Source organism: Ruminococcus sp. 5_1_39BFAA, from assembly GCF_964240875.1.
GTDB lineage: Bacteria > Bacillota > Clostridia > Lachnospirales > Lachnospiraceae > Blautia_A.
Window position 1 is genome coordinate 184044 of the sequence record NZ_CAXSVO010000002.1, and the last position, 26262, is coordinate 210305.

Genomic DNA, 26262 nt, shown 5'->3' on the forward strand with positions numbered 1-26262 from the left:
TCACTTCAAAAGAGAACGCTGAATTGCACAAAACATACAAAATAGAATTTGTGCAATAACGAAACGATGTGAAGCGGTAAACAAAAAACGGGAGGTAACAAACATGAAGAAAAAAGTAGTAGCAACATTGTTGGCAGCAGTGATGGCCATTACCACTATGACAGTAGGTACCATGACCGTATTTGCAGAAGGTGAATACACAAGAGCAGACGAAGAAGGCGTAGTGGTTGGTGTTCTGGCAGACCCGGAAAACATGGGACCGTGGTCTGGTATGTCACAGGGACGTATTGCGGTTCTGTTTTCTACCTATGAGTATATGATCACTCGTGAAGATGGTGTAGCTTACGGTGTTCTGGCAAAGAGCTGGGATCAGGTAGACGGCAAGACCTATGATGTAGAGATTTATGATTACATTCATGATACAGCAGGCAATCCTCTGACTGCATCAGACATTGTATTCAGTTTTGAAACAGCTATCGCAACAAAGAACTATGGAAAACTGGAAGTTATTGAGAGCGTAACTGCTGTAGATGATTATCATGTACAGTTCAAATTTAACAAGGATCTGGAGATTGGTGAATTCGAGAACGTTATGCTGGAGTGTGCTATTGTAACACAGGCTGCATATGAGGCATCTGAAGATCAGATGGCTACAACACCTGTTGGAACAACTGCTTACAAGGTAGAAAGCTATGTTCCGGGATCTTCCCTGACTCTGGTTGACACAGGCGATTATTGGCAGACAGACGAATCTCTGGTTCATGGTACCAGTATTCATAATGCTCCGAAGATCACCTTCTCTGTTATCACAGAGGCATCACAGCACACAGTAGCGCTCCAGACACATGCGGTTGACATCTCCAACGGTGTTCCGGATACTGACATTGACAAATTCCGCGAGGGCGGCGAGTATTCCGAAGGAAATGAAGTCGGCGTTGTTATGGATAATCTGACCATCGGCGTTGAGTACAATATGTCTGATGATTCCTTCCTGAAGGATGACCAGAACCTGCGTCTTGCCATTGCTTATGCAATTGACAGCGAGGGCATCAACCTTGGCGCATTCAACGGAAATGGTATGGCTGTAAAGGATTTCGCAAACGCTACTTATCCGGACTACAATCCTGAATGGGACAATGAAGACTACTATGATTATGACGTAGACAAAGCTAAAGAGTATCTTGCAGCTTCCAATTACGATGGACAGACTGTACGCATTCAGTACATCACCAGCACATCTATGGATGCAATCGCTCAGATGGTTCAGGCTTATCTCGGACAGATCGGTATCACAGCAGAGCTGACAGGATATGATCAGATGATGGGACAGCAGATGCAGTATGATTCTACCAGCTATGACATTCTTCTGAAACAGTCCGGTTCTACTGACTATATTGTAAACCAGTGGAAGCTTTGCTGGGACAGAAGAGATTATGAGTCCCTTACCGGCGGTACTGCAAACTTTGTTCAGGATGAAAAACTGGATGAGCTGATGCAGGCTTGCTTAAACACAGAGACTTATGGACCGGAAAGCATTGAAGCAATGCATGATTATCTTGTAGAACAGTGCTATGGATATGGTGTTGTAGAAGGCCCGATCAATATCGTACATTCCGGTTACATTACTGACGTGGCTCTGGATATTCGTAATCAGATCCTTCCGGGTGCCTGCGAATATGCTGAATAAATGAATGAAATATAGAAGGGCTGTCACAAAATGATTTGGTGTGTACCAGATTAAAGGGTGTGACAGCCCTTTTCAGAAAAAAGAAAGGATTACATAATATGTGGAAATATGTTGTGAAACGTTTGCTTTGGATGATTCCGGTGCTTCTGGGTATCTCTATCGTAATTTTTACGATTATGTATTTCTGTCCCGGAGATCCGGCGACCTCTATTTTGGGAAACAGCGCCACACCGGCTGCTATCGAAGCAAAACGAATTGAAATGGGTCTGGACCGTCCTTATATGGTCCGTCTTTTGGATTATTTAAACCAGGTATTCCTGCACTTTGATCTGGGAACCTCCTATTTCCAGAATCAGTCCGTTATGTCAGGTATTCTGTATCGTATGCCGTATACCATCACAATTGCAGTGCTCTGTATGCTGCTGCAGGTTCTGATCGGTACACCGCTTGGTATTACTGCTGCTACACATCAGAATGGTTTTGCAGATCGTTTCTGCATGATCATCGCTCTGTTGGGCGTATCCATTCCCGGTTTCTGGCTGGCAATGATGCTGGTTCTGCTGTTTGCAGTAAGACTTGGCTGGCTGCCGCCATACGGTGTAGGCGGAATCCAGTATTACATTCTTCCCTGCGTTGCCAATGCCTTTGCAGGTATCGCTTCACAGGCAAGACAGACCCGTTCCAGTATGCTGGAGGTCATCCGTTCCGATTACATTGTAACGGCTCGTGCAAAAGGTCTTTCTGAGCATGATATCCTCTACAAACATGCACTTCCCAATGCGTTGATCCCCATCATCACAGTTGTAGGAAATGGTATGGGTATGATGCTTGGCGGTACGGTTGTTATTGAATCCGTATTCTCCATTCCGGGTATCGGATCTTATACCACCAGCGCCATCAATAACCGTGACTATCCGGTGGTTATGGGCGGCGTCCTTTTCCTGGGAGCAGTTTTCAGTCTGATCATGCTTCTTGTGGATGTGATCTATGCTTATGTAGACCCGAGGATCAAAGCACAGTATGAAGGACAGCAGAAGAGTTTCAGAAGGAGGAAGAAAGCAAATGGCTAAATCTGTGACTGCAGCGGCAGCTTCAAATGAAAAAGTCCGCAAGAAAAAAGAAGGCCAGTTTTCACTGGTAATGAAGCGATTAAGCAAGAATAAAATAGCCATGGCAGGCTTGGTGATCATATTGCTCCTTTTCCTGGTGGCAATTATTTCTCCGTGGATTATGCCGTATGCGTATGAGGAAATGAACATGGCGGAACGATTTGCAACACCCAGTCTGAGCCATTTATGCGGCACGGATGAGATGGGACGTGATATCTTCAGCCGTCTTCTCTATGGTGCAAGGGCTTCTCTGTCACTTGGATTTTTGGCAACCATCATTTCTACGGTTGTGGGAATGTTTATCGGTTCCATCGTTGGCTACTTCGGCGGATGGGTTGACACCGTTGTTATGCGACTGGTGGACATCCTTCAGGCTATCCCTGGAATCCTTCTTGCCATTGCGATTTCCGCATGTCTGGGAAGCGGTTTTATAAACACAGTCATCGCTCTTTCCATAGGCGGTATCCCCATGACCGTGCGATTGCTCCGCGGTTCCATTATGGGTGTGCGTAAGATGGAGTATCTGGAAGCAGCCCAGACCATTAACTGTTCCGTACCACGTACCATTATCAAACATATCCTGCCAAACAGTATCTCCCCGATCATCGTATCCGTAACGATGGGTATCGGTAATACAATCCTGATGGCAGCATCCTTAAGCTATATCGGACTTGGCGTACAGCCACCGACACCGGAATGGGGAGCTATGCTTTCCGCAGCACGTACCTATATGCGTGATTGTCCGCACATGGTGCTGTTCCCGGGTCTTGCGATCGCATTGGTTGTTTTGTCTTTGAATATGCTTGGCGACGGATTACGTGACGCATTGGATCCGAAGCTGAAACAGTAATTAGAGGAGGAAAGAAGAATGGCTGAAAATAGAAAGAGTCCGTTTCTGGAGGTCAAAAATCTGGTTGTTCACTATACCTCAGAGGGCAAAGATATCCATGCAGTCAATGACGTATCGTTAGCGATCAATAAAGGTGAAACATTAGGGCTGGTGGGAGAGACAGGCGCAGGAAAGACAACCATCGCAAAATCCATTCTGCGTATCCTTCCGGAGCCTCCGGCACATGTGGACCAGGGACAGATATTCCTGGAAGGAAAAAATATCCTGGAGCTTCCCAATACGGAAATGCAGAAGATCAGAGGAAAAAGGATTTCTATGATCTTCCAGGATCCGATGACAGCATTAAACCCGGTTATGCGTGTAGGTGAGCAGATTGCAGAAGGAATCAGCCTCCACGAAAAGGTTTCCAGAAAAGAAGCCGAGAAAAAGGCAAAGGAAATGCTGGAAATGGTTGGTATCCCGGGCTCCCGTTATCGGGATTACCCACACCAGTTTTCCGGCGGTATGAAACAGCGAGTTGTTATTGCAATGGCACTTGCATGTAATCCTGACCTGCTTCTGGCGGACGAGCCGACTACTGCTCTCGATGTGACGATCCAGGCGCAGGTATTGGATATCATTAAAGATCTGCAGGAAAAGCTGAACACAGCTATGATCATGATCACCCATGACCTTGGTATCGTGGCGGAGGTCTGTGACAATGTAGCGGTTGTCTATGCAGGTGAGATCGTAGAGTTTGGAAGCATTGAAGAAATCTTTGACCATCCTACACATCCATATACAATAGGATTATTTGGTTCCCTTCCGGATATCAATTCTGATGTGGAACGTCTGTCTCCCATCGTCGGTATGCCGCCGGATCCCAGCAATCTTCCGGAGGGATGTGCGTTTTCACCACGCTGTCCGCATGCAACAGAGGAATGCAGGAAATCAAAGGTAGCGCTGCGTAACATTGGAGGCACACATACATGCCGTTGTATCAGGGACGGAAAGGAGAACTGACATGGAAAAACCATTAATTGAGGTAAAGCATTTAAAGAAATTTTTCGATACCCCAAAGGGAACCTTACATGCAGTGGATGATGTCACATTCTCTATAGGAAAAGGAAAAACAATGGGCGTGGTTGGAGAATCCGGATGTGGTAAATCCACACTTGGACGAACCATGATCCACCTGTATGAGAGTACGGACGGACAGATCATCTTTGATGGTGAGGATGTCACCCATGTAAATAAAAAGAAGCTGCATGAGCTTCGCGAGAAGATGCAGATCATCTTTCAGGACCCTTTTGCTTCACTGAATCCCCGTATGACGGTAGAGGAGACCATCCGGGAGCCGCTGGAGCTTTCCAGGAAATATAACAAGAATGATCTGATGGATGAAACAGAGCGTATCATGGATATGGTTGGAATCGACGAACGTCTTCGCCATTCCTATCCGCATGAGCTTGACGGCGGACGCCGCCAGCGTGTCGGTATCGGACGTGCATTGGCTTTGAACCCGGCCTTTGTTGTCTGTGACGAGCCGGTATCTGCCCTGGACGTATCTATCCAGGCGCAGGTACTGAATCTTTTGCAGGATCTGCAGGAAAAATCGGGCGTAACCTATATGTTCGTAACCCATGACCTGTCCGTAGTAAAGCATATCTCAGATAATATCTGCGTTATGTATCTTGGACAGCTTGTGGAGACCACGACGTCCAAAGAATTGTTTGCCCGCCCGCTGCATCCGTATACGAAAGCATTGCTTTCTGCGATTCCGTCCGTTGATATTCATAACCGCCAGAAGCGTATCATCCTTCAGGGAGAGATCGTGTCTCCGGTGGAACCGAAACCGGGATGCCGTTTTGCGGCGAGATGCCCCTATGCTACGGAAAAATGTCATCAGCCGCAGGAACTGAGAGAAATATCCAAAGGACATTTTGTTTCATGCTGCCGGGTTGAGGAGATCAACTGATACCCTGGGAGAGTATTTTCGGACATTGACGAGGTGTGAAAAATGAAAGGATATTATCATAAATATTTCGAGGGATATAAAGAGGACAGAGTTTTAAACAGAAATGGAAGAGGAACGCATCTTGAATACACTTATGCCAGCTATTACTTCCGCCAGGATATGAAGGATCATATAAGAGTGCTGCTGCGTATCCTGTATGTTTTCATGGCTATGGCTGCGACCTGTGCGTTTCTCTATGCGTCCAGCCGTACTGTGCACTGCAATCAGGTTATTTATGGCGCTTTATGCCAGGCGGTAACAACATTGGCATTTGTCTGGTTTTTCTGGGTCCTTGTTTATTACGTTTTTGCACCCCGGGAAATGACGGTCTATAAATATAAAAGTACAGCCATACAGATATTAAAAGTGTGTAAATGGCTGGCAGCCGCATTGGTACTGGATGCGGCTGCCGTAATGGCCGATATGCTGATCACCGGAAACCTTCTGCAAAAAGATGAGATGCTTTGCATGGTAAGCTATCTGCTGGCAGCAGGAGTCGTTGTGGGGATCAGAATGATTGAACGTTCCCTGCCTTATGAAAGGCTTTCTAATGACAAAGAGATTACCTGGTATCGAGAAGGAATGGAATGGAGGTAGAGACAGTGGCAGAATTAAGAGTAGGAGCCGGAAAGCGGGAGATTAAAATTCCGCAGGCGTATCTGGCAGTGGAGAATTTTACAGTGGTACATGACCCGATCCATGCCAGAGCGATAATCATAGAAAATAATGAAACAATCGTGATCGTTTCGCTGGAGATTACATCCATGCCGGAACAGGAAACAGATGAAATTCGAAAGATCATATCAGAGAAGCTGAAAATAAAAAGGGAAAATATCTGGATTTGTGTGACCCATTCTTTTTCCTCACCGCATCTTCTGCCGGATTTTATTTTGAAAACAGAAGAAAATATTCGGCTGAAATCAGAGTACCGCGCTGCGATCCAAAATGCAGCCCTGGAAGCCGCCAGTGATGCTGCTTTAAAGCTGCAGCCTGCTGTGGCGGGAATGCAGACTGGTGAGTGCGGGATCGTGGCAAACCGCGATATCGAGCTGGCGGACGGCTGGTGGATCGGTGTAAACGGAAAAGGAATGACAGACAGGACCGTGTCGGTAATCCGGTTTAATAATACAGAAGGGGAACCTATTGCGCTGATCACCCATTTTGCTATGCAGTCCTCTGTGCTGGATCAGTCAGAGCTAACCGGAGGAGGAAAGCCTGTATCCTCGGATGTGGCTGGAAATGCCTGCAGCAAAGTGGAAGAAACCTATGGAAATCATGTAGTTGCGCTGTTTTTGATCGGTGCTGCAGGAGATCAGGCGCCAATTGAGAAAGCTGTCACGGAGACTTTTGAGGATGGAAAAAAGGTTCGTACAGACCTGCATGAGCAGGGCTTTGAAATCTGTGACAGACTTGCAGGGATCCTTGGTGATACGATCTGTGGGATTTCTGATAAAACGGAATGTGCGATCAGGGAGCTGCCCATATCCGTTCAGTCGGAAAAGGTGACTGTTCCGGCAAAAAGAATGGATAAAGACCTGCACAGCCTGGTTCCGACCCATGAATTTACTTATGTGTATGACGGAGAAAAAGAAACAACTATTGAGAAACTGCAGTTGGGAGATATTGTACTGCTTGGAGTAAGGCCTGAGCTGAACTGCGTAACGGCGGCATCTATCATGGATATGTCTGAGTTCAAAATGACACTGATCTGTACCATGGTAAACGGTGCCTCAAAATATATGGCAGACCGGGAATCCTATGCCCGTTTTTGCTATGAAGCCATGAACTCACCGTTTGGCTGCGGGGCGGCTGAAATCGTGGGTAAAAAATGTATGGAGATGATATGTGAAAAGAAGGGAGAGGACAGGTATGGTAATTGATGCAAATTTGTACTGGATACCAGAACAAATTTTTACAGATGAAGAAATGATGGATCAGTTTTTAAGAGAGGTACCGGAAGAATCCGGTTGGCACGGACACTGGGAGCAGGTTGCGGGAACAGAAGGAAAAAAGCAGATCGTACTGGAAAAACCACAGGGATGCCCGAACCTGAATTATGTCCAGGGAGATTATATCCTGGAAAAACAGCTTGCCGACCTGGATGCAGCGGGCGTTGACAAAGCCCTTTTGAAGGTGCCGGGCTGCCATGAGTGGATGGGCTTGGAGATGTGCCGGATATTCAATGACGGGATGTATGAGGCAGGAAAGAAGAGCAACGGACGTCTGATTCCGCTTGCCGTAGTTCCTCCTTGTGGAACAGAGGAAAGCTTAAAGGAGCTGGAACGCTGCTGTAAAGAGCTGGGAATGAAGGCGGTACAGGTCAGCGCACATTACGGAAAAGATTATCTGGATCATGAGAGATTTGCTGCCTTTTTTGAAAAGGTAAATGAGCTGAATATGAACGTGTATGTCCATCATACGCCCATACCGGCAGAGTATCAGTCCTTCTGTGCTTATAATAATGTACGGCGCTCCTACGGACGCTGTGTAGACCAGGGACTTGCGGTGGGAAGAGAAGTATTCAGCGATTTCTTCGAAAAATATCCGAATATCAAAATGGTACATTCCATGCTGGGCGGCGGTTTCTTTGCCATCGCCAATATGATGTTCCCTAATCATGCAAAAGGAAAAGAGGAAGTCAGCCGTTTCAAATCCGATGGCGGAGAGACAAAGGAACGTTTCAGAGAGCATATTTATTTTGAGATGTCCCATGCACAGCCGTGGGGCAAGGAGCAGTTGAAATGTGCGGTTGAGGTGCTGGGAGCAGATCATATTATTTTTGGAACCTCCTATCCGGTGAGAAAAGAATGGCTGACCGGAGGCCCTGCTTTTGTCAGAGAACTGGATATTACAGAAGAGGAAAAAGAGCAGATCCTGTATAAAAATGCTGTCGGGATTTATGGGATATAGTTTGGAAAAAGGAGGAAAATGCCAATGAAAACAATTGATTTTTCCTGTAAACATGATGTTTTGCTTCAGAGTGATGACGGCACATTAAAGCCAATGGATGAGCCTTATTTCGAGTCTGAGCTGGTTGCGCCAGGGACGTGGAAGATCCGTACGGATGGAGATTATTGTTATCTGGTGGAAGGCGATGAGGAAGCTCTGATGATCGATACGGGATACGGAGCAGGAAATATCCGCGAGTATGCCCAGAGCTTGACGGAGAAGCCGCTGCACAATGTTGTAAATACACATGATCATTTTGATCATACGGCGAATAACTGTTATTTTGACTGTGCATTTATGTCTGAAGAGACGAAACCGCTGGCTACGGTCCCGTTCCCAAGCTTTGAAGGGATTGACTTTCCGAGAGATTATCCGATCCAGGTGATCAATGAAGGGTATGTGTTCCATCTGGGCGGCAGAGATCTGGAAGTATTTAAAATTCCCGATCATGCAGTTGGAAGTATTGCGCTTTTGGACAGCAGGGAGCGGCTTTTGTTTACCGGAGATGAGATCATGCCTATGGGAAAACCACTGAATGGTTCTGTGGAACGCTTCCTGGGTTATCTGAAAAAGCTTAAGGCAAGAAGAGGCGAGATAGACCGTCTGTGCGCAGGCTTTGGCGTGATAGAGGCGGACTGGATCGAAAAATATATCGAAAATATGGAATATATCATGGCTGGTCACGAGGGTGTGAAGCCCCAGGGCGGACCGCAGTTTCAGCAGATGTTCGGGCCGAACGGGGAAACCATTTACCAGAGGAAAATGCCTCATTACCCGGATATTGTGGGCAAGCACGATATTAAAGAACACCAGCTTGTGATGGAGTATGCCGGATGCAGGGTGACTTATGATTCAAGGAAAGTAGCCGAGCCGTAGAGAGAAGCTATTTGCAGGGATGCCGATTTTTTTCGGCATCCCATTTCCGTATATAGGCATCCCATTTCCATATAAAATGGAAGCTTTTACGGGAGAATATGTCCGCTGCTCAGATATAATTTGTACCACTCTTCGCGTTCCAGACGTATTTCGCTGCCTTTTATGATTTCTTCCATTCGGCTTGTATTTGTTGTTCCTGCGATCATTTGGATATTAGCAGGATGTCTTAATATCCATGCCGTTGCGATGGCGGTAGGAGTTGTTTCGTATTTTTCACTCAACGCATCCAATACCTGATTCAGCTCCGGGTATTTTTCCGTGTTGCCCACAAAGATGCCCTCAAAAAATCCATACTGGAACGGTGACCATGCCTGGATCGTTATGTCATTCAGGCGGCAGTAATCGAGAACGCCGCCGTCTCTGTCGACAGCGCCGTCGGTCAGCATGTTGGTTTCCATTCCGGCAGCGATCATATTGGAGAAGGGAATACTGAATTGAAGCTGGTCTATGATCAGATCCTGCTTCACACACTTTTTTAGCAATTCGATCTGGACCGGACGATGATTGGAAACGCCAAAATGTCTTACTTTGCCTGATTTTTCAAGCTGGTCAAAGGCTTCCGCAACCTCCTCCGGCTCCATCAGGGCATCCGGGCGGTGGAGCAGCAGGGTATCAAGATAGTCCGTGCCTAAACGAGCTAAAATCCCGTCTACGGATTTTAAAATATATTCTTTTGAAAAGTCATACATCACTCCTGACCGGATGCCGCATTTTGACTGCAGAATAACATCTTCTCTTTTATAACCGGTCTGTGCAAATGCTTCCGCGAATTTCACTTCACTTTGTCCTTTTCCATAAATGTCAGCATGATCAAAAAAATTCAGGCCATGCTCTATGCAAAACCGGATATGCGCGGAAAGCTTCTCTTTTTCCATACTGGCGATTCTCATACAGCCCACCGCAATTGCCGGAACCTGAAGGTTGGCTTTTCCTAGTGTAATTGTTTTCATAAACATCCTCCTTACAAACGTTCAATTCTTGACATAAGAATAACACTTCAAGTATACTTGAAGTCAATAAGAAATTATAGCGGAGCGCTATTATTTAAATAAATCACATGGAGGAAGAACCGAAAGTGCCGGAATATACGATACAACAGATTTCCAGGATGTTTCATATACCGTCATCCACATTGAGATATTATGAGGAATCAGGAATTTTGCCGGATATTCAAAGAAACGCTTCCGGACAGCGGATTTTTACGGATTGGCATGTCCAGAGGATAAAAGCGATCTGCTGTTTCAAAAACACCGGAATGACGATCGCGCAGTTGAAAGACTTTTTCTCTTACGAGAACGCGGAACCGGAAAATATTGACGAAATCTTAGTCCTTTTGGAGGAACGGAAAGCAACCGTAAAAGACCAGATCCAGAAGCTGCAAAATGACTATATTCATGTTTTGCGGAAGCTGTGCTATTATGGTGACATGAAAAAATGCCTCCAAAACAATCAGCCGCTTCCCAAATGGGAGGATTATGAAGGGAAGGAGTTTGCGGCTGAGGATTTATGATTTGCGGCTAAAAACTTGTCAAAATAAGGAGCGGAGTATTTATGGAGAAAGATCCGTTTAAGGAATATATAAAACAGTCTGAGCCTGGAAAGAGAGAGAGAGGCTATGCCTGGCATACAGCAATTGGCTTACAGGCAGTAGATGGGCTGCAGCCATCAGGATATCTGATTAAGACAGCTATTCAGAATATAGAAGGAGAAATAACCCTTGATCAGGTGCAGAAGCTGCTTGAAAGCTATTATGAAGAGCATCCTTTACTTGAGGCGAATGATCGTACAGAAGAGGCGGATAAAGTATCTGCAAGAATTGCCGGGATTTTATCGGAGCAGACGTTCAGTTTGTCAATGGCATCATATCTGTCGATTCACGAGAGACTTTTTGAGGGGATATATAGCCATGCCGGAAAAATGAGGGATTACAATATCACAAAAAAGGAATGGGTTCTGGATGGGGCAACGGTCTTATACGGCAGTGCTTCAGAACTGGAAAGAACTTTGGAATATGATCTGTCATTAGAAAGGGAATTCAGATACAGAGGACTTTCAATGCCGCAGATTATAAAGCATTTAGCTTTTTTTGTTTCACGGTTATGGCAGATTCATGTTTTTGCAGAAGGTAATACGCGGACAACAGCAGTGTTTTTTATAAAATATTTGCGTAAATTAGGGTTTGATGTGACAAATGATATCTTTGCAGAGAATGCCTGGTATTTTCGCAATGCGCTGGTTCGCGCTAATTATAATGATTTGAAAAATGGGATTCATGAGACAACAGAATTTTTGGAAATATTTCTGAAAAATTTATTGTTAAATGAGCATAATGAGCTTCATAACAGATCTATGCACATAAGTGGCTTATTAAAACCGGATGTTGAGGATAAAAAACCGGACATTGGGGATGGAAAACCGGATGTTAGAGCGGAAAAACCGGACATTGGGGATAAAAAACCGGATGTTAGAGCGGAAAAACCGGACATTGAAGAGAATAAACCGGAAATTGGTATCCCAAATATTCGTGCAGAACTTATAAAGAGTGGGTTTTCGAAAAAAACAATTTGTAATGTGGAAATGCTATTTACAGCATTCGGATATGAAAAAGCTTTTGGCAGAGGGGATATTATGAAAGTGATCGGTATTAAGGATTCCGCTGCTTCAGAATTGTTGAAAAAGATGCTTGCATACGGAATGCTGGAGTCAGTAAAAGGCATGGGAAAAGGAAAGTATAGATTCAAGAAATGATTGATTTACGGAAATAGAAGCAAAGGAGCAGAAAAATGGCAGGATATCTGATCAAAGATACAACCCGTGAAGAACGGCAGAAAATAGTGGAGGAGTCCCTGGGTAATATTTCGGCAAACTGCGACGGGTGTATGGCAGGGCTGGCCGAAATGTATGAGGACTATATCAATGGAATTCGGGAAATCCGTGATATCAACATGGAGTTTAACGTCAGATTTGTAAAAGGCGGCATGGACCGGGAGGATAGCAGAAGCTGTCCGATGGGATGAGTGAAAATAATAAAACAAAAAGGAGACAAAGCCATGAGAAAAAATTTCGGAGCAAAACCATTAACCTATCCGCAGCCAGTGCTGATCATTGCAACCTATGATGAGAACGGCGCACCGGATGCAATGAATGCGGCCTGGGGAGGAATCAGCGAGTCAAATGAGATATCCATATGTCTCGGCTCTAATCACAAAACCACAGAAAATCTCCTGAAAACAAAGGCATTTACAGTCAGCATGGGCGATGCTGACCATGTAACTGAGTGTGATTACGTAGGAATCGTATCAGGAAAAAAAGCGACGGATAAGCTGGCAAAAGCAGGGTTCACGGTGACAAAAAGCGAGCTTGTAAACGCCCCGATTATCAATGAACTGGCAGTTTGCCTGGAGTGCAAACTGATCAGTTATGATGAGGAGTCCTGCCGCCTTGTAGGGGAGATTGTAAATGTCAGCGTTGAAGAATCTGCTATGACAGAAGGAAAAGTTGATGTGGCAAAAGTACGCCCCATTAGCTTTGACCCGTTTAATAACGCTTATCATGTGCTGGGCGAAAAAGTTGGAGACGCATGGAAAAGCGGCAAGAGTCTGATGTAGTTATGAGCGAAAAAGAGATTATAAGACAACATTTAAAAATAACCGGACGGGTACAGGGCGTAGGCTTCCGTTACCGTGCAAAATATGCCGCCGCAAATCTGGGCGTGACCGGCTGGGTAAAAAATGAATGGGACGGCAGCGTTGAAATGGAAGTCCAGGGGACGTTGGAGCAGATCAATCAGTTGCTGAAAATGTTGAACGGAAGCCGTTTTATCTACATCGATTGGATCGAAAGAAAAGAAATACCCACAGAAGCGCATGAAAACGGGTTTCATGTGAGGTAGAAAACGGATGTAAATGGAAAGCCGTTATCAGGCACGAAAGGATAGCATATGAGGATACAGACAGTTCTGGGAGATATCACAAAAGTAGATGATTTGGAAGCAATCGTAAATGCAGCTAACAACAGCCTTCTGGGAGGAGGCGGTGTGGACGGGGCTATCCACCGGGCAGCCGGGCATCAGCTTCTGGCGGAATGCCGTACTCTGCACGGTTGCAGGACAGGAGAGGCAAAAATCACAGGAGCCTATGAGCTGCCCTGCAAATATGTGATCCATACCGTAGGCCCGGTATGGAGGGGCGGACATGACGGCGAGCCGGAGCTTTTGGCAAACGCATACCGAAATTCTCTGCAATGTGCAGCAGACAATGGCATCCGCACTGTGGCGTTCCCTTCTGTTTCCACTGGCGTATACAGCTATCCGGTGGATCAGGCTGCCCGGATTGCAGTGCGTACAGTTAAAGAATTTTGCCGGGAGAACCCGGAAGCCTTGGATATTGTCAGGTTTGTGTTATTTGACAGGAGAACAAAGGCTGCGTTTGATAAGGCAGTAGCCGAAGTGACGAAAGAATCCCCGATGGAAGAGGAAAAAACCGCCAAGCTTCCCTCCGGCAAAAAAATCGCAGTGCTTTTCCCAGGAATAGGCTACACCTGCGACAAGCCGCTGCTGTATTATTCCGGAAAGCTTGCGGAAAAGTACGGCTACCAGGTCAAGAGGGTTCCTTATGGGAATTTCCAGGAAGGCATCAAGGGAGACCGTGAAAAAATGGGACAGGCATTCGCCAGCGCCTTGAGTCAGGCGGAGAAAATTTTGCAGGATATCTCCTGGAATGATTACGAAGAGATCCTGTTTATATCCAAAAGTGTAGGCACAGTTGTATCCGCAGCCTATGCGGAAGAACACAGGCTGTCAGTTCGCAGTATTTCCTTTACACCTGTGGGCGCCACCTTCGCTTTTGCAAAAGGAGACGGGATCATGTTTCACGGAACTGCCGATCCCTGGGCGGAAAACACCGATGCGATCATAGAGAGCTGTAAAAAAATAGGTCAGTCTCTTTACCTCACCGAAAATGCCAACCATTCCCTGGAAACAGGTGATGTGCAGGCGGATATTACAAACCTGCAGATAATCATGGGGCGTGTGGGAGAATATATGGAGAAAGGAAAACAGTTATGAACTTGACAAACATTCATCACGTGGCAATCATCGTATCAGACTACGAAAAATCAAAGGACTTTTACGTGAACAAGCTGGGATTTTCCATCATCCGGGAAAATTACCGTCAGGAGCGCAATGACTATAAGCTGGATTTGCAGCTTGGAGACTGCGAGCTGGAGATTTTCGGTGTGCAGAATCCTCCGAAGCGCGTCACCAACCCGGAAGCCTGCGGCCTGCGCCACCTGGCATTCCGTGTGGAAAGCGTGCCGGACACGGTAAAAGAGCTGGAAGCCCTGGGCATTCCCTGTGAACCCATCCGTGTGGACGATTTCACAGGAAAAAGAATGACTTTCTTCGCAGACCCCGACGGCCTTCCATTGGAGTTACATGAGTGAGATCAATTCCTCCGGAACTCACTTGGCGTCTGCCCTGTTTCGTTTTTGAAGGCTGTGCAGAAGCTGTGCTCGCTTTTGAAGCCGCAGGTGTAGCCGATATTCTTTACCGTTTCCTTGGAGGTTTTTAAATAAAAGCGGGCAAGATTGATTCTGGATGTAAGAATATACTGGTAAGGACTGTATCCTGTTTCCTCCTTGAATTTCCTGGAGAAGTAAAAAGGGCTTAAAGAAACCCGGTCAGCCAGAAATTCCAAAGGCAGATCAGAAGACAGATGGCGGTTAATATATTTTAAAGTATCATCAATAAAATCCGGGGCGGCTTTATAGCCGCCCTCTTCTTTTGCCAGAGCAAGATGGGTGAGGAGCTGGCTGATATACTGTGAGAGAAGAGGTTCCACCATAGCTTCATGATTTACAAACTGTTCATAAAGGCGATTCCAGTCCTTTTCATAGGAAAGAGGCTGCTTCAGGGAGGTATGGAAAAAACTTTTATCTGTCAGGTATTGGAAATAGGAACGGGACAGCTCTCCGTCAAAATGCAGCCACATAATTTCCCATTCCTGTAGAGCCTGGTAGATATGGGGACGATAGCAGTCGATCAGACAGACGTCCCCGGGCAAAAGCTCCCGCCGTTGTCCATCGACAGACAGAAGCCCCTTGCCGGATTTTGTATAAAGCAGCAGGAAGCTGTCGTAGCGGTTGCGGTCCGTTTTGTAGGGAATGTTGCAGAAATAACGACCGATACAGACCGGATAATAAAAAAAGTCAGGAATCCGATTGCTCGGGGTATGGAAAAATATGGTGGATGAGGTTGAAATTCCTTCCATATAAATGTGCTTCATGATGCTGGCCTCCTATAGAATGAGCATGGCGTTTTTTGGGCGCTACACAAACTTTGGTTTCATTGTAAGAGAAAGGGAGAGGCTGGTCAAGATAAATGAGCAAGATTTTGATATAGAAGGGCAATTTGTTCTAATGCAAAAATAATCCTCAGGTATTATCATAAGAAAAAAACGGAGGAGAAAAAGCCTTATGGATCAATATAAAATCAGTTCCGGTGACCGTGAGATCCTTCGGGAGCTGGCAAAAAAGCAGTATGAATATTCCCAGACAGAAAAGAACAAAAAAAGGATACAGGAGTGGTATGCCCACAATTCCCTTCAGGGGGAGCGTCCTATGATTCATTTGGAGATGTGGACCTTTGCTCAGGAGATCATTCCCCAGCGGCTGCGCTGTGAGGGAGAATTCGCCCGGGAAATCGAGACAAATCTGTATGTGAACTTTCTGAATCAGGAGCTTTTCGATGACGACCGTGTGACCCCGGATCATTATCCGCTGGTATACGATACCCATTTTACCTTATTTAATATCGAGGTGAAAAAGCGCGAAGCAGACGGCTCCCTGGGGCATGAGTTTGTGTCAGTGGTAGAGGACCTGGAGGATGACTACGACAAACTGAAGCAGACAGATTTCGGTGTGGACATGGAATCCACCATGGCAAAGAAGGCGGTTCTGGAGGAAACCTTTGGTGACATTTTGCCTGTAAAGATTAAAATGGACTGCCTTTACAGCGTACCGACCCAGATGCTGGTGCATTTCATGAAAATGGAAAACATGATGTACAACATCTATGATTATCCGGAACTGTTCAAGGAAATGATGGGAAGGATTGCAGATGACACTCTGGCTTACTACCGTTTTCTGGAAGAGAAGCGCCTGATCCTTCCGACAGTAGCCGGGGAATTCCTTGGACAGGGCACCTGGTGCTACAATCACGAGCTGCCGGACGAGGAGGAAGCCAAAAAGCGTCCGCTAACAACAAAAGACGTATGGGGTTTCATGGATTCCCAGGAGACTGTGGGCCTGTCACCGGAAATGTACGAGGAATTTATTTTCCCCTGCTATCAGAAAATTTCCAGTCAGTACGGACTTTTGTCCTATGGCTGCTGCGAACCGGTAAATCCCATCTGGGACAGATGTATTTCAAAGCTTGAAAATCTGCGCAAGGTTTCTATCTCACCCTGGTGCGACGAAGAATTTATGGGCGAACGCCTCCGGGGAGGAAAAGTTATTTATCACCGGAAACCGTCTCCCAATTATCTGGGCGTAGGCGAGCTTCTGGACGAGGATGCGGTACGAAATTGCCTGAGAAAAACCTTCCACGCAGCAAGGGGCTGTAAGCTTGAAATTACCCAGAGAGATGTGTACACGATCAATCACGACATCTCAAAGGCGAAACGGTATGTAGATATCATTAAGGAAGAAATTGAGAATAACTGGAAATAGAAAGCGCATACAAAAATCCTCAGAAACCACCATTCCGTGATTTTCTGAGGATGTTTTATTATAGGATCATCTTCACATCCTACAAAAGCTTCTTCGCAATCGCCTCCGCAGTAGAAGCGCGTGCCGCGGAGGAAAGCTCCGGCTGCTTTTTGCAGAGACCGTAAAACAGGCACTCGATCAAAAACATCTGCCCCACCTTAGCCGCAATGGAGCCGGACTGCAGCGGACTTTCATTATAACCGCACAAAAGCACTACTCTGGCGAATTCAGCCGCGCGGGAGGTGGGAAAATGGGTGATCAGGATAACCGGTATTTTCCTGCTTTGGGCAATCTGCATGACATCCTCCATATCCTTAGTCGCACCGGAATAGGAAAAAAACAGGATCACATCCTGGGGTGTGGCAAGTGCCACAGCCATAGTCTGCATATGGGAGTCGGAAATATGGATAAACCGGGAATCTGCAGTGGAAAAACGAGCCCAGGCTTCCATAGCCATTACCGTACTTCCTCCGTGACCGAAACAATATACACGATTGGCTGCGGAAATAAGATCTACTGCTTCCGTAATAGCCTTTTCGTCTAAAAGATCCAGAGTTTCATTCAGCGAGACAATATTGGAAGCATGAATCTTGTGAAAAATGGTATTCAGGCTATCCTCTGAGGTAATAGGCAATGCGGAATCATAAGGTTCGCCCAAGTCTGTAACCTGGTTGATCTTAGCCAGAGCCAGCTTCAGATCATTGTATCCGGACAATCCAAGACCACGGCAAAAACGCGTAATAGAAGCTTCCGATACGCCGCAGCTTTCTGCCAGGGAAGAAATGGACATGTACTGGGTCTCGGACGCGTATTTAAAGAGATGATCTGCCAGCTTTTTGCCGGATGGGGTAAGGGAATGGTAGTGCTTTGTAAGGGATTCCATTATACTATCAGACAAAATATAACCTCCTTTCATCTTGCGCAAAATGACGGATACGCAGAAAACAGTTGTTTCAGTTTTGCGTGAAATCTAAAACAGCCGCCCCAAGCATCCCTGCCTGGTTTCCGAGCTGTGCCTTTTCGAGCTTCACATGGCGGAAGCTGGGCATAATGTTTTCATAGAGCTTTTCCTGGATACGGGCAGGAACATAAGGCTGCTCCATTACACCGCCGCCCAGAATAATGCAGGAGGGATTCATCATATGTGTCACAATGATCAGTCCGTAAACAATCTCCATGATCCAGTCATCAATGATTTTTTTAACAGCAGGCTCCTGGGCGCGTTCAAAAATGATACGTCCGTTGGAAAGAGTGCTGTCAAATTCCATAGCGCGCTTCACCAGGGCAGTGGTAGAGGCGTATCTTTCATAGCATCCGGAAAACATATCCTCCTGAGGATCGCGTTCTTCCGGGTGTATTACAATTGCACCGAATTCTCCTGCTGAATAGCTGGAGCCGGAATAAAGCTTGCCGTTGGTAAAGATTGCGCCGCCCACTCCCGTTCCGTAGGTAAGGCAGACAAAATTTGAGTGACCTTTACCTACGCCGAAAACAGCCTCCCCGATGGCAGCGGCGTTTACGTCATTCTGTACGCAGACAGGTACGTGGAAAGCATCTTCCATAATATCTTTAAGACGGGTTCCGGTATAGCCGGGTATATTCTGGTTGGCATAGATGATAGTTCCGTCAACAGGATTGACCTGTCCGGCAGTGCTGATTCCGATACGGTCGAAATCATGCGTCCTGCAGTAATCAGCGATCACGGATTTCGCACGCTCTACCACATGAGCGCCGCCCTGCAAAGCTTCTGTGGGTGTTTCTCTGATATCGGAGAGGACTCCGTCCTGATAAATGGCGGATTTCATTGCCGTACCTCCGATATCCAGTACCATTGTTGCCATAAGAATTCCTCCTCCATAAAAAAGTATATGTTAATATCACTATAACATAGGGAAAAGGGTGTTTCAAGAAAAACTAAAAAAATTTTCAAAATAAAGAGAAGATGAAAATTATTTTAAATATGTGTTGACAAATGGGGATGTTGAATGTAAAATTAGATTATGAAAGGCACAAATGATTGACATGTCCGGGCGTCAAAATCATTCAACAAAAATTGTTTTTCGTTCATCAATACCGCGGAAATTTGAATGGAAAACAAGTACAAAGCAGTTCGTAATGAAATTATTTTGTAAGGAAAGAGAGGATATATTAATATGAAATATCGCAAAATGATTGCTCTGGCACTCGCAGCCAGCATGGTACTGCCGACAACCGTAACTGCATTTGCTGAAGAGGGTGGCGAAGCAGCCGATATTACTCTTTGGACCTATCCGATTGGTAGCTGGGGAGATTCCGCTACAGTAGATGGTCTGATTGCTAATTTCAATGAGAAATATCCTGATATCCACGTAACCGTAGAGTATCTGGATTACACCAACGGCGATGACCAGATCAACACCGCTATCGAAGGCGGACAGGCTCCTGACCTTGTTCTGGAAGGACCGGAGCGTCTGGTAGCTAACTGGGGTGCAAAGGGCCTGATGGTTGACCTTGCTGATCTTTGGACAGACGAAGCAAAGGAAGCAATTTATGATTCCGTAGAAAACGCATGCCAGAATAACGATGGTGTATTCTATGAATATCCGCTGTGTATGACAGCTCATACAATGGCAATTAACAAAGACATTTTTGAAGCAGCAGATGCGCTTCAGTATCTTGATGAAGAGACTCGTACATGGACAACTGAGAACTTCCAGAAAGCAGTTCAGGCAGTTTATGATTCCGGGCAGCAGAACGTTGGTGCAGTATACTGCAGCGGCCAGGGCGGTGACCAGGGAACACGTGCTCTGATCAACAACCTGTATGGCGGTACCTTCACAAATGCTGAGCATACTGAGTACACAGCTAACAGCGAAGAAAACATTAAAGCTCTCGAGCTTCTGAAATCCATGGACGGTATTAATTTCGACGCTTCCATCGCAGGCGGCGACGAGATCAACCTGTTCTGCAACGGTACTCTGGCAATGGCATTCTGCTGGAATATCGCTCAGGAAAACAATAACAAAGAAAACTTAACCTTCGACGTACTGCCAATGGCATTCCCGACAGAGTCCGGTGATCCGCAGCTTTGCGGCGGTATCTGGGGCTTCGGTATCTTTGACAACGGCGACGAGGCTAAGATCGCAGCAGCTAAGACCTTTATCGACTTCATGGCTAACGATGAGACACAGGTAGTTGAGAGCGTTAAAGCATCCAGCTACTGGCCGGTAAAAGACCTTGGAAACATCTACGAAGGCGATGAGCTGATGACAGAATATTCTACCTTTATCCAGTACATGGGCGACTACTATCAGGTAGTTGGCGGATGGGCAGAAGCTCGTACCGCATGGTGGAACATGCTTCAGCAGATCGGTTCCGGTACAGACGTAGCAACAGCGGTTGAAGAGTTCACAACAACAGCTAACGCTGCAGCAGCACAGTAATATGTCATTATGTAATTTCATTATGAGAGGACGATGTTTTGGGCGGATGCGCCATGATGGTCCCTTAACGTGAAATCGCGCACCCTTCCTGTATTTTCGTGCGGGAAGGGTGCTTTTTGCATATAATGGGGAGAATGATGTGATTTCCCATTATATTTTATGGAAAGGAGGAGTATGTTATGTCCAGTAACAGCCGTATGAGCAAAGCATTGGTGCGCAGAGAGACAATTGCTGGTTATGCGTTTATGGTTCCCAGTTTGATCTTCTTCCTTGGATTTGTTATCTATCCGATGGTTCAGTGCGTTTTCACCAGCTTTTTTGATGCAACCATGAACCGGGAGGACATTTTTGTAGGACTTTCAAACTACACAGAGCTTTTTGGGGACAGTATTTTCCGCGGGGCATTGTGGAATACCGTTATCATCGTTATCGTGTCCGTTCCGGTAACCTGTATCTTTTCACTTTGGGTAAGCTCTGTAATATATGACCTGAAGGGACCTCTGTGCTCTTTATTCCGTTGTATTTTTTATCTTCCTGTTGTAACAGGCTCCGTTGCCGTTACTGTTGTATGGAAATGGATGTTTAACAATTACTACGGTATTTTCAACTATGTTGGAAAGAGTACGGGATTGATCGAACAAAACATCAACTGGCTGGGTGATGAAAAATATGCCCTTGGATGTATTATCCTGATCCTGCTCACCACATCTGTAGGCCAGCCGATCGTTCTCTATGTGTCTGCGCTGAATAACGTAGACCAGTCTCTTGTAGAGGCTGCAGAGGTTGACGGTGCGACCAAGTTCCAGTGCTTCTGGAAGATCAAATGGCCTCAGATCATGCCCACGACTTTGTACATACTGGTTATCACCACCATCAACAGCTTCCAGTGTTTCGCTCTGATCCAGCTGTTGACAAGCGGCGGACCGAACCACAGTACAGATACGATCATGTACTATATTTATTATAATGCGTTTAAGCTGTACCGTTACGGTTACGGCAATGCAATGGGCGTTGTTCTTGCAGTGATCATTGCAGTGCTGTCAGGTATCCAGTTTAAGATGGCTAAGACCGATTAAGGGAAGGGGGAGAGCATATGAAATCTAAAACAAGTACTACACGCTCAAAGTGTTATAAAGTAATCTCAACGATTGTGATCGCGATCCTTGCAATTGCATTTGCATTCCCTCTTTACTGGATCATCACAGGATCCTTTAAGACACCGCAGGCTATTAACGCTACGGTTCCGCAGTGGTGGCCTCAGGAATGGGTGATGGCGAACTATGACAAACTGTTCAGCAGACAGACAGCTCCGCTGTGGGAGCTGGGCTTCTTTAAAGGCCCCGTGGTTCCGGCAGCTCTCCGCTGGCTGGTAAACACAGTATTTATGGCAGTTGTTGCAATGGTCCTGACCTGTTTCACAGCAGCTATGGCAGGTTATGCTTTGGCGAAAAAACGTTTTATCGGACGTACCGTTGTATTTTCTCTGATCGTATGTGCAATGGCACTTCCGAAACAGGTTATTTTGATTCCGTTGCTGCGTGAGATGTCAGATATTAATCTGTACAACACGATCTGGGCTGTTATCTTCCCAATCGTAGGATGGCCCTTCGGTGTATTCCTGATCAAGCAGTTTGCAGAAGGCATCCCCGGTGAAATGATGGAGGCTGCAAAGATCGACGGTGCAAGTGAGTGGAAGACCTTTTCCGCTATCGCACTGCCGATGATCAAGCCTGGTATCGGTGCACTGGCAATCTTTACATTCATTAACTCATGGAACGACTATTTCATGCAGTTGATCATGCTGACAAGTACCAGTAACCTGACAATTTCCCTTGGTATTGCAAAGCTGCAGGCAGAGAATGCCACCGACTTCGGTTTGATCATGGCAGGTGCTTCCCTTGCGGCAATCCCGATCATCGTAGTATTCCTGATTTTCCAGAAATACTTTACAAAGGGAATTACCATGGGAGCTGTAAAGGGTTGATGTTAAATTGACAGACAGGCCCGTTTTTGGAGGAATAAGTTATGAGGAAAGAAGAGTTTTTTGACAGAATTAAAGGCAAGGTTATCGTATCCTGCCAGGCAGTTCCGGGAGAGCCTCTCTATGTAGAGGAAAAATCCATTATGTATCTGATGGCAAGAGCTGCAAAGCAGGCTGGAACGCCGGCTATCCGGACCAGCAGTATCCGCGATGTCATTGCCATAAAGGAAGAGACAGGACTTCCGGTTATCGGACTTGTAAAGGTAAAATATGAAGGCTTTGAGAGCTACATCACACCTACCATGAAGGAAGTTGATGACCTGGTAGCGGCAGGCTCTGATGTCATTGCCTTTGACTGTACCAATATGAAGAGGGGAGACGGCAAAACCATTAGCGAATATATTTCTGAGGTACGTGCCAAATACCCGGATGCCATTTTGATGGCAGATATTTCCACCTATGAGGAGGGCGTGAACGCCTGGAAGCTGGGAATGGATATGGTAGGAACCACCATGAGCGGTTACACCAGCTATTCACCGAAGCTGCCGGGACCGGACTATGAGCTTGTGAAAAAGCTTGCGGCAACCATTGATGTACCTGTGATCGGAGAGGGAAGAGTCCATTCACCTGAGCAGGCTGTGGAAATGCTCAATGCAGGCGCATTTGCAGTTGTAGTCGGCGGCGCGATCACAAGACCTCTGGAGATTGCAACCAGATTTATCCAGGCAGTTGAGAATCGTTAGAAAGGGGAGAGATGATGTCTAAGTTCGATATTAATAAGTTTAAACATGTAACTGTTGCCCTGAACACTCCTTTTAAACAGGACGGCAGCGTGGATGTAGACGCTGTAAAGGCTGTTTCCAGGTATTTCCGTGACAAAGGAATCAAGCAGATGTATGTGTGCGGAAGTACGGGCGAAGGCTTTCTGCTTGACACAGAAGAGCGTATGCTGGTAACAGAGACGGTTGTGAAGGAAGTTGGGCAGGACATGAATATTATCGTTCATGTAGGCTGCCCGGATACAAGACATTCCTGTATGCTGGCTGAGCATGCGGAAAAAGTCGGCGCAGCAGCTACCTCCGCAGTTCCCTGTGTTTACTACCGCCCAAGTGAGGAAAGCGTTTACAGACACTGGACAGAGATCACAAAGGCTGCTGACCTTCCGTTTTTCATTTACAACATTCCGCAGCTTACAGGCTTTAATCTTTCCATGAATCTGTTTAACAGAATGCTGGAAAACGAGCGTGTGGCAGGTGTAAAATGTTCTTCTGATCCGGCACAGGATATCCTTCGCTTCAAGCTTGCAGGCGGAAAGGATTTCATCGTATTTAACGGACCGGATGAGCAGTTTGTGGCAGGACGTCTCCTGGGAGCAGACGCAGGAATCGGCGGTACATACGGAGCAATGCCGGAGCTGTATATGAAGATGGATGAGCTGATCAAACGCGGCGAGTGGGACAAGGCAGCGCAGGTTCAGAATATTGTAACACCTCTGATCTACCGTCTGTGCTCTTTCGCATCCATGCACGGCGCTGTAAAGGGAATCATCTCACTGGACGGCTGCCCGATGGGTGACCCGAGACTTCCGTTCCTTCCGGTTGCACTGGATGATCCGGAGCTTGTACAGCTTTACAAGGATATCAAGCAGGCGATCGCAGATACAAAGGATTTATAATAGAGGCACAAAATGAAGAAACATATCGTATGTTTTGGAGATTCCAATACCTATGGATATAACGCGGCTACAAATGGCAGATTTGACGAGGAAACAAGATGGACCTGCCTTCTCCAGGAAATGCTGGGGGATGAGTATGTGGTCCGTGAAGAGGGCTTAGGAGGCAGGACAACCTGCTTCCGGGACCCGCTTACAGAGGGCATGTCAGGTTTGGATTATCTTTATCCCTGTCTCATGAGCCATGGACCGCTGGACCTTCTGGTCATCATGCTGGGAACAAACGATACAAAGGAGCGCTTTGGCTGTACTCCGGAATGTATCGGCCAGAGCCTGAAGCGGCTGATCAGTAAGGCCATTTCTACTGTGGATTGCTGGGAAAAGGGCAGAGCAAATATTCTGGTAGTGACACCGCAGAATATAGACCGCAGATATGCCCAGACAGAGATTGCGGGCATTATGGGATATGGCTGTGCAGAGAAATCCGAAGGTTTATCCGCAGAGTTCAAAAAAATCGCAGACCTTATGGGCTGCCATTATCTGGATGCAAATGAGGCGATCAGTGCGCCAACTAATGATGTGGATTATATGCACCTGACTGCAGAGGGGCACAGGCAGCTTGCGGAAGCCCTTGCCGCGAAAATTCCGGAAATTGTATAATAGGATACTAAAAAGCCTGTCCCGGCTTAGATGAGCTGGGACAGGCAATTTTTATTTCATGGAGATCATGCCGTTGAAGCGACATGCCAATGGCGCGTGTACAATGCGCCGGTTTGATTACAGTGTATCCTCACGTTTGATATAGCCAGGATTTGATGCATCAGAAATAACTTCTTTAACATGAACGATCTTCGCACGTTTGTCAACTACCTGGTTTTCTACGTGAACGCCTTCGCCGATAACAGCGCCAGCCAGAATGATGCTGTTCTTTACAACGGCACCCTTCTTGATCACACAGCCACGTCCGATGATAGAGTTCTCAACAGTACCTTCGATCATACAGCCGTTAGAAACAACGGAGTGCTTGATATCAGCGGTTTTGTAGTAATGAGTCGGGCTGGAGTTATTGGTACGGGTATAAACCGGCCATTCCTCATCAAAAAGATTCTCAGCGCTCTTAATATCGATCAGATCCATGTTTGCATCATAGTAGCTCTTGAAATCTGTGATGGAAGCGAAGTATCCGCGGTGCGGAACGCCGCGTACATCAAGCTCGCTGCACTCTGCTTTCACGATATCAGCCAGAGTATAAGCGGAAGAAATGCTGTGAGCCTTGTTGATCAGCTCTACGAACAGATCTTTCTTCATGATATAGGTGTCCATGAAGATGTTGCGGTTTTTCGCATTTCCGTGGTTGGCATTAATGGAGAGAACACCCTTCTGTTTGTTCAGCTCCAGGATATTACAGCTTAAGAATGCTTCTTTTGCGTTGTCTACAGCATGATACAGCAGTGTGATATCTGCTTCAGACTCAATGTGCTGCTGGATCAGTTTGGAGAAGTCAATGGAATAAACCATATAGTTCGGAGCGATCACAACGTATGGATGGTGCATTCTGTTGATGCACTCCATGTTTTCCAGGTAAGCGGCGATATCAGTATTGTAGATGTCGTCTCTCGGTCTTGCCTCAGAGAAAAGAACCTGCATCTTTCCGCTCTTGGAGTTAATGTTGTAATGACGTCCTGTACCTACGTGCTCTACCAGAGAACGCGGTTTACTGTTTACATATACCTGAATACGGTCAATGCCGCTGTTGCTCATATTAGAAATCGGGAAGTCGATCACACGGTATCTTCCCAGGAAGGAAAATGCTCCGATAGGACGGTAATCCTGGAGCCCCTCCACCCAGATATTTTTTGAGGATGAATTTACAATTCCAAATGCTTTATACAT

Annotated in this window: 27 protein-coding genes and 1 pseudogene; 23 read left to right on the forward strand and 5 right to left on the reverse strand. The window is 46.2% G+C overall.

Annotated features, from left to right (window positions below; all coding sequences use genetic code 11):
- Positions 1-103: 103 nt before the first annotated feature.
- From ACESZH_RS03485 to ACESZH_RS03525, 9 genes are all read left to right on the forward strand, one after another.
- Positions 104-1687, forward strand: coding sequence for an ABC transporter substrate-binding protein (locus tag ACESZH_RS03485; protein WP_373212458.1), 1584 nt, complete (start codon positions 104-106; stop codon positions 1685-1687).
- A gap of 98 nt (positions 1688-1785) precedes the next feature.
- Positions 1786-2757, forward strand: coding sequence for an ABC transporter permease (locus tag ACESZH_RS03490; protein ID WP_373212455.1), 972 nt, complete (start codon positions 1786-1788; stop codon positions 2755-2757).
- A complete protein-coding gene (locus tag ACESZH_RS03495) occupies positions 2750-3646 on the forward strand; it encodes an ABC transporter permease (protein ID WP_373212453.1) in 897 nt (298 codons plus the stop codon). Before ACESZH_RS03490 ends, ACESZH_RS03495 begins: the two co-directional genes overlap by 8 nt.
- Before the next feature lie 18 nt (positions 3647-3664).
- Positions 3665-4648, forward strand: coding sequence for an ABC transporter ATP-binding protein (locus ACESZH_RS03500; protein ID WP_373212451.1), 984 nt, complete (start codon positions 3665-3667; stop codon positions 4646-4648).
- 1 nt (position 4649) lies between these two features.
- Positions 4650-5603, forward strand: a complete 954-nt coding sequence (locus ACESZH_RS03505; RefSeq protein WP_373212449.1) for an ABC transporter ATP-binding protein — start codon at positions 4650-4652, stop codon at positions 5601-5603.
- Between the two features lie 42 nt (positions 5604-5645).
- Entirely contained in the window at positions 5646-6239 is a 594-nt protein-coding gene (locus ACESZH_RS03510) for a hypothetical protein (RefSeq protein WP_373212448.1), read from the forward strand.
- Positions 6240-6244: 5 nt separating this feature from the next.
- Positions 6245-7522: a hypothetical protein gene (locus ACESZH_RS03515; RefSeq protein ID WP_373212446.1), complete on the forward strand. Its 1278-nt coding sequence runs from the start codon at positions 6245-6247 to the stop codon at positions 7520-7522.
- On the forward strand, positions 7512-8552 hold the full coding sequence (locus ACESZH_RS03520) for an amidohydrolase family protein (protein WP_373212443.1): 1041 nt from the start codon (positions 7512-7514) through the stop codon (positions 8550-8552). The genes ACESZH_RS03515 and ACESZH_RS03520 overlap by 11 nt, the downstream gene beginning before the upstream one ends.
- A 24-nt stretch (positions 8553-8576) precedes the next feature.
- A complete protein-coding gene (locus tag ACESZH_RS03525) occupies positions 8577-9467 on the forward strand; it encodes an MBL fold metallo-hydrolase (RefSeq protein ID WP_373212441.1) in 891 nt (296 codons plus the stop codon).
- Positions 9468-9553: 86 nt separating this feature from the next.
- Here ACESZH_RS03525 and ACESZH_RS03530 read toward each other — a convergent pair whose 3' ends face one another.
- Positions 9554-10477, reverse strand: a complete 924-nt coding sequence (locus ACESZH_RS03530; RefSeq protein ID WP_373212439.1) for an aldo/keto reductase family oxidoreductase — start codon at positions 10475-10477, stop codon at positions 9554-9556.
- A 125-nt stretch (positions 10478-10602) separates the two neighbouring features.
- Here ACESZH_RS03530 and ACESZH_RS03535 point away from each other — a divergent pair, with 125 nt between their 5' ends.
- The 7 genes and pseudogenes from ACESZH_RS03535 (at position 10603) to ACESZH_RS03565 (ending at position 14969) form a co-directional block, all read left to right on the forward strand.
- Positions 10603-11037, forward strand: a complete 435-nt coding sequence (locus ACESZH_RS03535; protein ID WP_373212437.1) for a MerR family transcriptional regulator — start codon at positions 10603-10605, stop codon at positions 11035-11037.
- A 41-nt stretch (positions 11038-11078) separates the two neighbouring features.
- Positions 11079-12275, forward strand: coding sequence for a Fic family protein (locus tag ACESZH_RS03540; protein ID WP_373212436.1), 1197 nt, complete (start codon positions 11079-11081; stop codon positions 12273-12275).
- A gap of 35 nt (positions 12276-12310) precedes the next feature.
- A complete protein-coding gene (locus ACESZH_RS03545) occupies positions 12311-12544 on the forward strand; it encodes a purine biosynthesis protein PurH (RefSeq protein WP_373212434.1) in 234 nt (77 codons plus the stop codon).
- 33 nt (positions 12545-12577) lie between these two features.
- Complete coding sequence (locus ACESZH_RS03550; protein ID WP_373212432.1) at positions 12578-13135, forward strand: flavin reductase family protein; 558 nt, start codon at positions 12578-12580, stop codon at positions 13133-13135.
- 2 nt (positions 13136-13137) lie between these two features.
- Positions 13138-13419: an acylphosphatase gene (locus tag ACESZH_RS03555; RefSeq protein WP_373212817.1), complete on the forward strand. Its 282-nt coding sequence runs from the start codon at positions 13138-13140 to the stop codon at positions 13417-13419.
- Between the two features lie 48 nt (positions 13420-13467).
- A pseudogene (locus ACESZH_RS03560) lies at positions 13468-13983 on the forward strand (O-acetyl-ADP-ribose deacetylase); the annotation flags it as partial.
- A 605-nt stretch (positions 13984-14588) separates the two neighbouring features.
- Positions 14589-14969, forward strand: a complete 381-nt coding sequence (locus tag ACESZH_RS03565) for a VOC family protein (protein ID WP_373212430.1) — start codon at positions 14589-14591, stop codon at positions 14967-14969.
- Between the two features lie 2 nt (positions 14970-14971).
- Here the strand turns inward: ACESZH_RS03565 and ACESZH_RS03570 are convergent, their stop codons facing one another.
- Positions 14972-15811, reverse strand: coding sequence for an AraC family transcriptional regulator (locus ACESZH_RS03570; protein ID WP_373212428.1), 840 nt, complete (start codon positions 15809-15811; stop codon positions 14972-14974).
- A gap of 190 nt (positions 15812-16001) precedes the next feature.
- Here ACESZH_RS03570 and ACESZH_RS03575 point away from each other — a divergent pair, with 190 nt between their 5' ends.
- On the forward strand, positions 16002-17255 hold the full coding sequence (locus ACESZH_RS03575) for a hypothetical protein (protein ID WP_373212425.1): 1254 nt from the start codon (positions 16002-16004) through the stop codon (positions 17253-17255).
- 79 nt (positions 17256-17334) lie between these two features.
- On the opposite strand, the gene ACESZH_RS03580 is transcribed toward ACESZH_RS03575, so the two are convergent.
- Together ACESZH_RS03580 and ACESZH_RS03585 are read right to left on the reverse strand one after the other, a co-directional pair.
- Positions 17335-18192: a MurR/RpiR family transcriptional regulator gene (locus ACESZH_RS03580; RefSeq protein WP_373212422.1), complete on the reverse strand. Its 858-nt coding sequence runs from the start codon at positions 18190-18192 to the stop codon at positions 17335-17337.
- A gap of 55 nt (positions 18193-18247) precedes the next feature.
- Positions 18248-19135, reverse strand: coding sequence for an ROK family protein (locus ACESZH_RS03585; RefSeq protein WP_373212420.1), 888 nt, complete (start codon positions 19133-19135; stop codon positions 18248-18250).
- A gap of 312 nt (positions 19136-19447) precedes the next feature.
- On the opposite strand from ACESZH_RS03585, the gene ACESZH_RS03590 reads away from it, so the two are divergent.
- The 6 genes from ACESZH_RS03590 to ACESZH_RS03615 all read left to right on the forward strand — a co-directional run bounded on the left by ACESZH_RS03590 (position 19448) and on the right by ACESZH_RS03615 (position 25029).
- Positions 19448-20716 (forward strand): ABC transporter substrate-binding protein, encoded by a 1269-nt coding sequence (locus ACESZH_RS03590; RefSeq protein WP_373212418.1) that lies wholly within the window; start codon positions 19448-19450, stop codon positions 20714-20716.
- Positions 20717-20895: 179 nt separating this feature from the next.
- Positions 20896-21792, forward strand: coding sequence for a carbohydrate ABC transporter permease (locus tag ACESZH_RS03595; RefSeq protein ID WP_373212415.1), 897 nt, complete (start codon positions 20896-20898; stop codon positions 21790-21792).
- A gap of 17 nt (positions 21793-21809) precedes the next feature.
- On the forward strand, positions 21810-22700 hold the full coding sequence (locus tag ACESZH_RS03600; protein ID WP_373212412.1) for a carbohydrate ABC transporter permease: 891 nt from the start codon (positions 21810-21812) through the stop codon (positions 22698-22700).
- 41 nt (positions 22701-22741) lie between these two features.
- On the forward strand, positions 22742-23440 hold the full coding sequence (locus tag ACESZH_RS03605; RefSeq protein WP_373212411.1) for an N-acetylmannosamine-6-phosphate 2-epimerase: 699 nt from the start codon (positions 22742-22744) through the stop codon (positions 23438-23440).
- A gap of 14 nt (positions 23441-23454) precedes the next feature.
- A complete protein-coding gene (locus tag ACESZH_RS03610) occupies positions 23455-24372 on the forward strand; it encodes a dihydrodipicolinate synthase family protein (RefSeq protein ID WP_373212409.1) in 918 nt (305 codons plus the stop codon).
- 12 nt (positions 24373-24384) lie between these two features.
- Positions 24385-25029, forward strand: coding sequence for a GDSL-type esterase/lipase family protein (locus ACESZH_RS03615; protein WP_373212407.1), 645 nt, complete (start codon positions 24385-24387; stop codon positions 25027-25029).
- Positions 25030-25146: 117 nt separating this feature from the next.
- On the opposite strand, the gene glgD is transcribed toward ACESZH_RS03615, so the two are convergent.
- Entirely contained in the window at positions 25147-26262 is a 1116-nt protein-coding gene (glgD, locus tag ACESZH_RS03620) for a glucose-1-phosphate adenylyltransferase subunit GlgD (RefSeq protein WP_373212404.1), read from the reverse strand.